Here is a 9,333-nt window from a genome sequence, read left to right as displayed (position 1 = left end):
TTACCCACAAGCAAATCGCCCGGGGCACCGCCCCACCCCAAACCCCTCCCCTGAAGGAGAGGGGCCTAAATAATGACCGCTCCAGCCATCCATCTCTGGCGCCTGCTCAAATGGGGCCGCATCCTCGCGCGCCACGGGGCGCTCAAGGGGATCGAGCGCGACCCCAACACGCCCGCCAGCGTCCGCCGGCTGGTCCGTGTCGCGCGGTTCGGCGCGCGGGTGCCTGCGGTGCCGCGCTATGCCGACGCGTTCCAGGCGATCGGCCCCGCCGCGATCAAGCTCGGCCAGACGCTGGCGACTCGTCCCGATCTGGTCGGCGAGGAAGCCGCGCACGACCTGATGCGCCTGCAGGACGCGCTGCCGCCGCTTCCCTATGCCACGATCAAGGCCGCGATCGAACGTGGGCTGGGCCGTCCGGTCGATGAGGTGTTCGCCTCGATCGACGAGACTCCGGTCGGCGCCGCCTCGATCGCGCAGGTCCATCGCGCGGTCACGCCAGATGGGCGCCACGTCGCGGTCAAGGTGCTTCGTCCCGGCGTCGAAGAAGAGTTCGCACGCGCGATCGACACCTATCAATGGGCCGCCGCGCAGGCCGAGGGCCTTGGCGGCGAACTCGCCCGGTTGCGCCCGCGCCTCGTCATCGAGACGTTCAAGCGCTGGACCTTGCGCGAACTCGACTTGCGGCGTGAGGCGGCGTCGGCGTCCGAACTCGCCGAGTCGATGCGCGCCGAGCCCGATTATCAGGTCCCGGCGATCGACTGGCAGCGCACCACGGGCACCGTGCTGACGCTCGAATGGATCGACGGGATCAAGCTGACCAACCGCGAGGCGCTGATCGCCGCCGGGCACGATCCGAGCAAGCTCGCCGGCATTCTGGTCAACGCCTTTCTGCGCCAGGCGATCTCGGAGGGGTTTTTCCACGCCGACATGCATCAGGGGAATCTGTTCGCGACTCCCCAAGGGCATATCGCCGCGATCGATTTCGGCATCATGGGACGGATCGATCGGCGGGCGCGGGTCTGGCTGGCGGAAATCCTCTACGGGCTGATCACCGGCAATTATCAGCGCGTCGCGGAAATCCATTTCGAAGCGGGATACGTGCCCCCGCATCACAACGTCGCCGAGTTCGCCACCGCCTTGCGCGCGGTCGGCGAGCCGATGCGCGGACTGCCGGTCAAGGACATGTCGGTCGGCATGATGCTCGATGGACTGTTCCGCATCACGCGTGATTTCGACATGCAGACCCAGCCGCATCTGCTGCTGCTGCAGAAGACGATGGTGATGGTCGAGGGCGTTGCCACCAGCCTCGATCCCGAGATCAATATGTGGGACACCGCCGCGCCGTTCATCCGCGAGTGGATCCGGACCGAATTGGGCCCCGAGGCAGCGATCGGCGACCGGCTGATCACCGATCTGCGCACGCTGATGCGGCTGCCCGAGCTGATCCGAAATATCGAGGCGCGCTTCCCCTCGCCCGGCGGCGCCCCTCCCGCCCCGCCGTTGCGCGAGATCGAGGTCGTGCGGCTCGGCGGCGGCTGGCGCTATGTTGCGGTCGCGGTGCTGAGCGCCGCAATCTCGGTCGCGGCGACGTGGTGGTTCCTCCACGGATGACGCTCTGGCTGGCCGAACCTTCGCGCTTCGCCGGCCTGTCGAAGGGCAAGGCACGGCTCGCGCTTGCCGGGCTCGTCCTGCTGCTGCTCGCGACGCTGACCGCGCTTACCGTGCCCAGCCCGGCGCCGGTTAGCGGCGATTCGGCCAAGCGCGGCGACGACCAGGCCGACATCGTCCTCTACGAAGCGATTGTCGACGGCGTGCGCCATGGCGGCAATTATTACGATGTCGCAGCGCAAGAGTTACGGCGCGGCGATTATCCGTTGCGCCCGTTCATCACCTTCCGCCTGCCGACGCTCGCGATGGTCCAGGCGCTGATGCCGCATTGGGCGGTGATCGGCCTGCTCTGGGCGCTCGCCGCGGGCGTCATGGTCGCCTGGTTCAACCGCCTGCGCCCCGCCTTCGCGCGCCCGCCGCCATTGTTCATCGCGATGGTGCTGCTGGCGGGCGGGATGGGCGCGTTCATCCAGGCCGACCTCGCCGCATTCCACGAAGTCTGGGCCGGGCTGCTGATCGCGCTCAGCCTGGCGGTGCGCCGTCCTGGCCATTGGGTCGCCGCCGCCGGCATCGGCGCGATCGCGCTGCTGATCCGCGAAACCAGCGCGCTCTATGTCGGAATCATGGTCGTCCTCGCCTGGCTCGAAGGCGATCGGCGTGAAGCGCTGGGATGGGCCGGCGGGCTGGGGCTGCTCGCTGTCGCGGTCGCCGCGCATGCTTATGCTGTCGCGCAAGTCGTGACGCCGGTCGATCCCGCCTCGCCCGGCTGGGCCGGCATGCTCGGTTTCGGTTTCTTCGTCGAGGCGCTGACCTTGTCGACCGCGCTACGCCTCGCACCGATGTGGCTGGCGGCATTACTGATGGGGTTCGCCTTGTTCGGCTGGGCGGCATGGCGCGACCTTACCGGGATCCGCGCTTTGGCGACCTTCACCGCTTATGCCGCGCTGATCGGCCTGTTCGGGCGCGTCGACACCTTCTATTGGGGACTGATGGTGGCGCCCGCGATCCTGATCGGCCTGGCCTTCGCGCCTGACGGGTTGAAGGACCTGATCGTCGCCGCCTTCCCCAAGCGCCGCAAGATCACCGTCACGAGGCTCACCCCATGAAGCGCATCCTGTTGATCGTCGGTGGTGGCATCGCTGCGTATAAAGCGTCCGAATTGATCCGGCTGGCGAAAAAGGCGGGGATCGGCGTCAAATGCGTCCTGACCGCGGGCGGCCAGCATTTCGTCACCCCGATGACGCTCGCCGCTCTGTCCGAGGAACAGGTCTATACCACCCTGTGGGACCTCAAGGACGAGACCGAGATGGGCCATATTCAGCTCAGCCGCGAGGCCGATCTGATCGTCGTCGCCCCCGCGACGGCGGACCTGATGGCCAAGATGGCGGCCGGCATCGCCGACGACCTCGCCACCACCTTGCTGCTCGCGACCGACAAGCCCGTGCTCGCGGCACCAGCGATGAATGTGCGGATGTGGCAGCATCCGGCGACCGTGCGCAACGTGGCCACCTTGCGTAGCGACGGCGTCACCGTGATGGAGCCCGACGAAGGCCCGATGGCCTGCGGCGAATTCGGTCCCGGCCGTCTGCCCGAACCGCCGGCGATATTGGCCGCGATTCAGCAGAAACTGGGCGCGTGAACAGACCCTCACCCTTCCCACCGCCTTCGGCGGCGGGCCCCTTCCCTCTCCCGCATGCGGGCGCATCAGGTCGGTCATGCCCCCGGCATGACCTAAACAGCGCGGGGCGCTGTTTACCTGATGCGGGAAGGAGGCGCGAAGCGCCGGAAGGGTGAGGGCATGTCGACGCTGACCGGCCGCCACATCGTCGTCACCGCCGGCCCGACGCACGAGCCGATCGACCCGGTGCGCTACATCGCCAATCGATCGTCAGGGAAGCAGGGGTTCGCGATCGCCGGCGCGCTGGCGGCGCTCGGCGCGCGGGTAACCCTGGTCGCCGGCCCGGTAACCTTGCCTACGCCGCCGGATGTCGACCGCGTCGATGTCGAAACCGCGCTCGAGATGAATGCCGCGGTCAACGCCGCCCTCCCGGCCGATGCCGCGGTGATGGTTGCCGCGGTGGCGGATTGGCGGGTCGACCCGTCGACGCAGAAGATCAAGAAAGGCGCGAACGGTCCGCCTACCCTCCACCTCGTCGAAAATCCCGACATCCTCGCGACGCTTGCCCGCAACCCGCGCCGCCCTCGCCTGGTCATCGGCTTCGCCGCGGAAACCGAGCATGTGATCGAGCACGCCCGCGCCAAGCTGGCCAGGAAAGGCGCCGACTGGATCGTCGCTAACGACGTGTCGGGTGACGTGATGGGCGGCGATGCCAACACCGTCCACATCGTCTCGGCCGACGGTGTCGAAAGCTGGGAAAGACTGCCCAAAGGCGACGTCGCCACGCGGCTCGCGGATCGGATCGCGGCGGCGCTGGGTTAGAGCTTCAGCGCCATGAACACCGTCCCATCTGGGGTCGGCGCGTAATAGGAATCGATACGCTCGAAGCCGAGGCCTTCATACAGCGCGATTGCGCTCGTCATCGACGGCAAGGTGTCGAGCCTGAGCTCGCGATACCCGCGATCGCGCGCCGCCACGATGATCGCCTCGGCCAGCGCACGGCCCAGCCCCAAGCCGCGCGCCTCCGGTTTCAGGAATAGCCGCTTCATCTCGCAAACATCCTCATCGAGCGGACGCAGCGCGATGCAGCCGAGCGGCGTGCCGGTATTGTCGCGCGCGAGCAGCAACGCGCCCTTCGGCTCGGCATATTTGCCCGGCAAACCCGCCAGCTCGGTAGCGAAATCCTGATAGCCGAGGTCAACCGGCAGCGAGGCGGCATAGCCTCGAAACAAGTCCGAAACGGCCCGCAATTCCTCCGCGGTGACGGCAATGTCTATCTCGAAGCGGTCGGTCATGGGCTCTTTGTGGCGTGACCCGGGCGGTGCTTGCAACTCCCCTTCCCCCATCGCGGTCGAGGCTCCTACAACGCGACCATGATCTTGATTCGGCCGTGCCGGATCGAGGCCGCTGTCGCAAAGGTGCCCAAGACCAGATGACCGCTCCCATTCGTATCGCCGTCAAGCGCTTGCCCCATGGCGGCGATCTGCCCCTTCCCGCTTATGCCACCGCCGGCGCCGCCGGGATGGACGTGGTCGCGGCCGAATCATTGACGCTCGCGCCCGGCGCCCGCCACGCGGTCGCGACCGGCTTCGCGATCGCCATTCCCGAAGGCTACGAGGTTCAAGTCCGCCCGCGGTCGGGCCTCGCGCTCAAGCACGGGGTCACCTGCCTCAACACCCCCGGCACGATCGACCATGACTATCGCGGCGAAGTGAAAGTGATCCTTGCCAATCTGGGCGATCAGCCATTCGATATCGCGCACGGCGACCGGATTGCCCAACTCGTTCCGGCCCCGGTTCAACGCGCGACGCTGGACGAAGTGGCCGATCTCGACGAGACTGATCGAGGTAGTGGCGGTTTCGGCTCCACTGGTCGATAATCGGCGAATGATGTTCGGACTCTTCCTGCTCTTCCAGGCGGCTGTTGCTACGGCCGTCCCGACGGCTGTCCCCAGCGACTGGTCGAAACTGCCCGACCTCCGGCTGACGACGACTCCCGATTATGCGGCGATCATGACCAAGTTCGTCCACGACGAGATTGCAGCGGGCCGGTGTGCCGCGCCGGCTCCGGTCGACGGCAAGACCAGCGTCAAGGTCGACATGGTGGTGCTCGTCTCGTCGGCCAATGGCGAGGCGGTGAAGATCGTGCCCAAGGCGATCAACTGCCCGACCGTCGAGCAATTCGCCGCGGGCGTCGTCCAGAAGGCAACGCGCGGCAACATCGCCGGCCCGCCGCCTGCGACCGACAGCTGGTACCATGTCGGCGTGACCCTTACATGGGGGCCGTGAGCCCCTCGACGACGACCCTTTCCGATACCGACCTTTCGCGATTCGCCCGGCATATCGTGTTGAAGGAAATCGGCGGGAGCGGGCAGCTGGCCTTGCGCCGCGCCCATGTCGTGGTGGTCGGCGCCGGCGGAATCGGATCGCCGGCGCTACAATATCTTGTCGGGGCCGGGATCGGGCGGATCACGATCGTCGATGACGATGCGGTCGATCTCTCCAATCTCCAGCGCCAGACATTGTTCGGCACGTCCGATATCGGCGCTGCCAAGACTGATGCTTCGGCCGCCGCGCTCGCCCGGCTCGATTCCGATGTAACGATCGATCGCCGCCGCGTGCGGATCGACCCGGGCAATGTCCGCGAAATCCTGGCCGATGCCGATGTCGTGCTCGACGGCACCGACAATTTCGCGACACGCCTGGCGGTCGCCGATGCCGCATTGGCGCTGCAGATCCCGCTCGTCTCGGCCGCGGTCAGCCAGTTCGAGGGCCAGCTCGGCGTCTATCGCGGCTGGGAAAGCGACAAGCCCTGTTATCGCTGCTTCGTCGGGCACGACCCCGACCGCGAGGGCGTCAGCTGCGCCGATGTCGGGGTGCTTGGTGCGATGGCCGGCGTGATGGGCAGCCTAGCCGCGCTCGAGGTCATCCGCGCGATCGTGCCATTCGGCGAGGACACCGCCGGCACCTTGCTGCTTGCCGACGGCTTGTCGCTGCGCTTCCGCACGATCCGCTTGCCAAAAGACCCGGGTTGCCGGGGCTGCGTAGCCTAAAGCGTATCGATGAACTTCCGTACCGCCGGACCAATTTCCGGACGATCGAGCGCCAGCGCGATGTTGGCCTGGATATAGCCGGCCTTGTCGCCGCAATCGAAGCGGCGCCCGCCGAACTTATAGGCATGGAAAGGCTGGCCGCCGATCATCTGCGCCATCGCATCGGTCAGCTGGATTTCGCCGCCCGCGCCCTTTCCTTGCGTCTCCAGCACCCGCATCACTTCGGGCTGCAGAATGTAGCGCCCCGGGATCATCAGGTTCGACGGCGCGGTGCCGAGCTTGGGCTTTTCCACCAATGCGGTCACTTCGACCAGATCGCCGTCTTGCCGCCCCGGTGAGATGATGCCGTAGCGATCGGTCTCTTCCGGTGGGACCTCGTATCCGCAAACCAGATTGCCGCCGACGCGATTATAAGCGTCGACCATCTGCTTCATGCAGCCAGGCCGGCCGACCATCAACTCGTCGGCCAGGAAGATCGCGAACGGTTCGTCGCCGACGATGTCGCGCGCGCACCACACCGCGTGCCCCAGCCCCATCGGCTCCTGCTGGCGCACATAGGCGACCGCGCCCGGTTTCAGGCGCGTCTGGTAGAGCAACTCCATCGACTTGCCGCGTTGAGCCATCGTCGATTCGAGCTCGTAAGCGATATCGAAATGATCCTCGATCGCCGACTTGCCGCGGCCGGTGACGAAGATCATCTGTTCGATCCCCGCCTCGAGCGCTTCGTCGACCGCATATTGGATCAACGGGCGATCGACGATCGGCAGCATCTCCTTGGGGAGCGCCTTGGTCGCGGGCAGGAATCGAGTACCGAGCCCCCCGACGGGGAACACGGCCTTGCGCAGCGGCTTGATCGACATTCAATTCTCCTGGCGGGCGCGCATAGGGCTCCGCGCCGTTCGCGAAAAGCCCCGATCGACGATCCGGCGCGTGGCGCGGGCAATCCGGGCGGCCGGACTGGTCAATAGATAGAGTGATCGCGCGGCAGGCGGCAGCGGTAGCGCCAAGGCGTCCGCTGTCGACACCCAGCTGCTCCAGGCAGCGTTCACGAGATAAGCGGGGCTCGATTTGAGCAATAACGCCGATACATGCCCTGCCGCCATGTAGCGCCGCGGCACCATGTGCTGTTCGGCTAGTTCGTCGGGGCCACGCATCAGCGCGTCGGATAAAGCGGCGAGCCAGCGGACGCGACGCGATCGGCCGACATCGTCGGGCACGGACGTCCCGAACAAGCGGTTCGCCTGCAATAGGGCAAGGTCCATTGCCCGCATCACGCCGTCGCGCTTCGCCCGGGCGCGCAATGCTGCCACCGCCGCTTCATCCCTTGCCGCCAGCAATGCGTTGAAATCGGCCAGCCATTTGAGCCGCGACCAGCCGTGCCGCGCGCCGTGGACCGCGAGATAGACCATCATCGCCTCGTCGCCGAGCGTTGGCAACCGATGGTTGCCGACCGTCACGATCCGCAGGTCACGCGTCAGATCGGGCTCAGCAAGCAGTCCTTTGACCGAGGCCGTGCGCCAATGGAGGTCGAGCATCGCCTTGTTGCCTGGCCGCACCAAGGTGCATTCCTTGACCATGTCGATCAGCACCGACAGCCGCTTGCGATCGAGCGGCACGGCCGGATCGGTAATGCGATAGCCGGAAGATTCGAGCAGTTCGATCGTCGCCGCGACGTGGCCGGGGTCGACCAGCAAATCGTTGTCGAGCGTCTGCTTCACCGCTTGATCGCCATAGGCCAGTTCGGCGAGCGTCGCGCCTTTGAGGAACGCTGTGGGAATATCGGCATCCGCCAGCATCGTGGCGATCCGCGCGGCCTCGTCGAGCAGCAACAGGTTGCGCGCGATCTGGCGGCGGTGCGCCGCGACAAGCCCGGGCGGAACGGCGATCGCCGCCGCCTCCAGTCCGATCCGCGCGAACCCCTGCACACGGTGGCGCCGCGCCAGCTTCACGAAACGGCGCCAGTCGATCGCGGTCTGGTCAGCCGCGCGGATAGCGGTCGCGTCTGTCGGCCAGCGGCAGCACGCCGCGAGCAGCAGGAATTCGACGGAGGCACCGCCGCCGCTCACGTCGCGAGGAACCAGCGATGCCCCGCCTCGATCCCGATCGCGGTCAGCGTCCCACTGGCATAGGCGCCGGTATCGATGCCGATGCGGTTATGCCTTTCCTCGACCGCCGGGCTGATCGAATGGCCATGGACGACGATCGTCCCATGGCTACCCTCGAAGTCGAGAAAGCGGTCGCGGATCCAGCGCAGATCCTCGGACTTCTGGCGATCGAGCGGCACACCCGGACGGAGGCCGGCATGGACGAAGCAATAGCCGCCGACCACCAGAGTATCTGTCATGCGGTTGAGGAACATAGCGTGCGCATCAGGCACGCGCCTGGCGAAGTCCTCGCACAGTGACAGCGTGTCGCCCGATTCGATGAGCGCCTGGTCAACGCCGTAGCTCGCCATCGTCTCGGCACCGCCGATCCGCGTCCAGAACCGCGCCGCCTCCAGATTGCCCCCGAGCGTCAGCAGGAACACTTCCTCGTGATTGCCCTTCAGAAACACCGGCCGCCGCGGTCCCCAATCGCGCGTCAACAATTGGTCGATCACTTGCTTCGATTGCGGTCCGCGGTCGACCAGGTCGCCGAGCAGGATGATCCGCGTCTCCGCGGGAGCGCGGGCCGCATCGTCGCGCTCGATCGCATCGAGCAAGTGCGTCAACAAATCGAGCCGGCCGTGAACGTCGCCGATCGCATAGAGCCGCTCGCCCGGTGGAACATGCGCGCCGTTGGACGGAGCCGCCTCGCCTCCAGCGCCGCCGCCGCCGAACAGATTCTTCAACCGCCGGGCGATCATGACGCGTAGCGCCCGGCAAAACAGATAACCCGGATGTCCATCCCTGCAGATAGGCACCGCGCTCGTCTGCGATCAAGCAAGCATTGCCCAGCGAGCGTCGCCGAGCAGCCATGTCGGCTGTTTACCGCGCGCTTATCCCCCTATAGCGGTGCGACCGAGTTAACCGTCGAATTCGCAAAGGAGCGGCAGTGCGGCAAGGCGATTCAAAGA

General features: G+C 66.5%; 9 protein-coding genes and 1 pseudogene. 6 read left to right on the top strand and 4 right to left on the bottom strand.

Annotated features, from left to right (window positions below; all coding sequences use genetic code 11):
* Positions 1 to 72 precede the first annotated feature (72 nt).
* From ubiB to SMA01S_RS24935, 3 genes and pseudogenes are all read left to right on the top strand, one after another.
* Positions 73 to 1,611 carry a 2-polyprenylphenol 6-hydroxylase gene (gene ubiB / locus SMA01S_RS15110; RefSeq protein ID WP_066824015.1) on the top strand — a complete coding sequence of 513 codons (1,539 nt, stop codon included), beginning with the start codon at positions 73 to 75 and terminating at the stop codon, positions 1,609 to 1,611.
* Positions 1,608 to 2,714: a hypothetical protein gene (locus SMA01S_RS15105; RefSeq protein ID WP_066824013.1), complete on the top strand. Its 1,107-nt coding sequence runs from the start codon at positions 1,608 to 1,610 to the stop codon at positions 2,712 to 2,714. Before ubiB ends, SMA01S_RS15105 begins: the two co-directional genes overlap by 4 nt.
* Positions 2,711 to 4,048: pseudogene (locus SMA01S_RS24935) on the top strand (bifunctional phosphopantothenoylcysteine decarboxylase/phosphopantothenate synthase). The gene SMA01S_RS15105 and the pseudogene SMA01S_RS24935 overlap by 4 nt, the downstream one beginning before the upstream one ends.
* Here the strand turns inward: SMA01S_RS24935 and SMA01S_RS15095 are convergent.
* Entirely contained in the window at positions 4,045 to 4,521 is a 477-nt protein-coding gene (locus SMA01S_RS15095) for a GNAT family N-acetyltransferase (RefSeq protein ID WP_066824011.1), read from the bottom strand. The pseudogene SMA01S_RS24935 and the gene SMA01S_RS15095 overlap by 4 nt on opposite strands.
* Positions 4,522 to 4,658: 137 nt before the next feature.
* Here SMA01S_RS15095 and dut point away from each other — a divergent pair, with 137 nt between their 5' ends.
* From dut to SMA01S_RS15080, 3 genes are read left to right on the top strand one after another with little or no spacing between them, the layout of a single operon-like run.
* Positions 4,659 to 5,105, top strand: coding sequence for a dUTP diphosphatase (dut, locus tag SMA01S_RS15090; RefSeq protein WP_066824009.1), 447 nt, complete (start codon positions 4,659 to 4,661; stop codon positions 5,103 to 5,105).
* Between the two features lie 7 nt (positions 5,106 to 5,112).
* Positions 5,113 to 5,514, top strand: a complete 402-nt coding sequence (locus SMA01S_RS15085) for a hypothetical protein (RefSeq protein WP_066824005.1) — start codon at positions 5,113 to 5,115, stop codon at positions 5,512 to 5,514.
* Positions 5,511 to 6,278 (top strand): HesA/MoeB/ThiF family protein, encoded by a 768-nt coding sequence (locus SMA01S_RS15080; protein WP_245649292.1) that lies wholly within the window; start codon positions 5,511 to 5,513, stop codon positions 6,276 to 6,278. Before SMA01S_RS15085 ends, SMA01S_RS15080 begins: the two co-directional genes overlap by 4 nt.
* On the opposite strand, the gene galU is transcribed toward SMA01S_RS15080, so the two are convergent.
* From galU to SMA01S_RS15065, 3 genes are read right to left on the bottom strand one after another with little or no spacing between them, the layout of a single operon-like run.
* A complete protein-coding gene (galU, locus tag SMA01S_RS15075) occupies positions 6,275 to 7,138 on the bottom strand; it encodes a UTP--glucose-1-phosphate uridylyltransferase GalU (protein ID WP_066824000.1) in 864 nt (287 codons plus the stop codon). The genes SMA01S_RS15080 and galU overlap by 4 nt on opposite strands.
* Complete coding sequence (locus SMA01S_RS15070) at positions 7,139 to 8,344, bottom strand: nucleotidyltransferase domain-containing protein (protein ID WP_066823999.1); 1,206 nt, start codon at positions 8,342 to 8,344, stop codon at positions 7,139 to 7,141. It abuts the gene before it with no gap.
* Complete coding sequence (locus SMA01S_RS15065; protein WP_245649291.1) at positions 8,341 to 9,108, bottom strand: metallophosphoesterase; 768 nt, start codon at positions 9,106 to 9,108, stop codon at positions 8,341 to 8,343. Before SMA01S_RS15065 ends, SMA01S_RS15070 begins: the two co-directional genes overlap by 4 nt.
* Positions 9,109 to 9,333 lie beyond the last annotated feature (225 nt).

This window comes from Sphingomonas mali NBRC 15500 (genome assembly GCF_001598415.1).
In the GTDB taxonomy this organism is placed as follows: domain Bacteria; phylum Pseudomonadota; class Alphaproteobacteria; order Sphingomonadales; family Sphingomonadaceae; genus Sphingomonas; species Sphingomonas mali.
Note: the sequence above shows the minus strand (reverse complement) of the source record. Positions and strands in the feature narration are given on the sequence as shown.

Coding starts and splice junctions, on each gene's coding strand:
- dut (WP_066824009.1), top strand. CDS start 4,659: ATGACCGCTCCCATTCGTATCGCCGTCAAGCGCTTGCCCCATGGCGGC.
- galU (WP_066824000.1), bottom strand. CDS start 7,138: ATGTCGATCAAGCCGCTGCGCAAGGCCGTGTTCCCCGTCGGGGGGCTC.
- SMA01S_RS15085 (WP_066824005.1), top strand. CDS start 5,113: ATGATGTTCGGACTCTTCCTGCTCTTCCAGGCGGCTGTTGCTACGGCC.
- ubiB (WP_066824015.1), top strand. CDS start 73: ATGACCGCTCCAGCCATCCATCTCTGGCGCCTGCTCAAATGGGGCCGC.
- SMA01S_RS15095 (WP_066824011.1), bottom strand. CDS start 4,521: ATGACCGACCGCTTCGAGATAGACATTGCCGTCACCGCGGAGGAATTG.
- SMA01S_RS15105 (WP_066824013.1), top strand. CDS start 1,608: ATGACGCTCTGGCTGGCCGAACCTTCGCGCTTCGCCGGCCTGTCGAAG.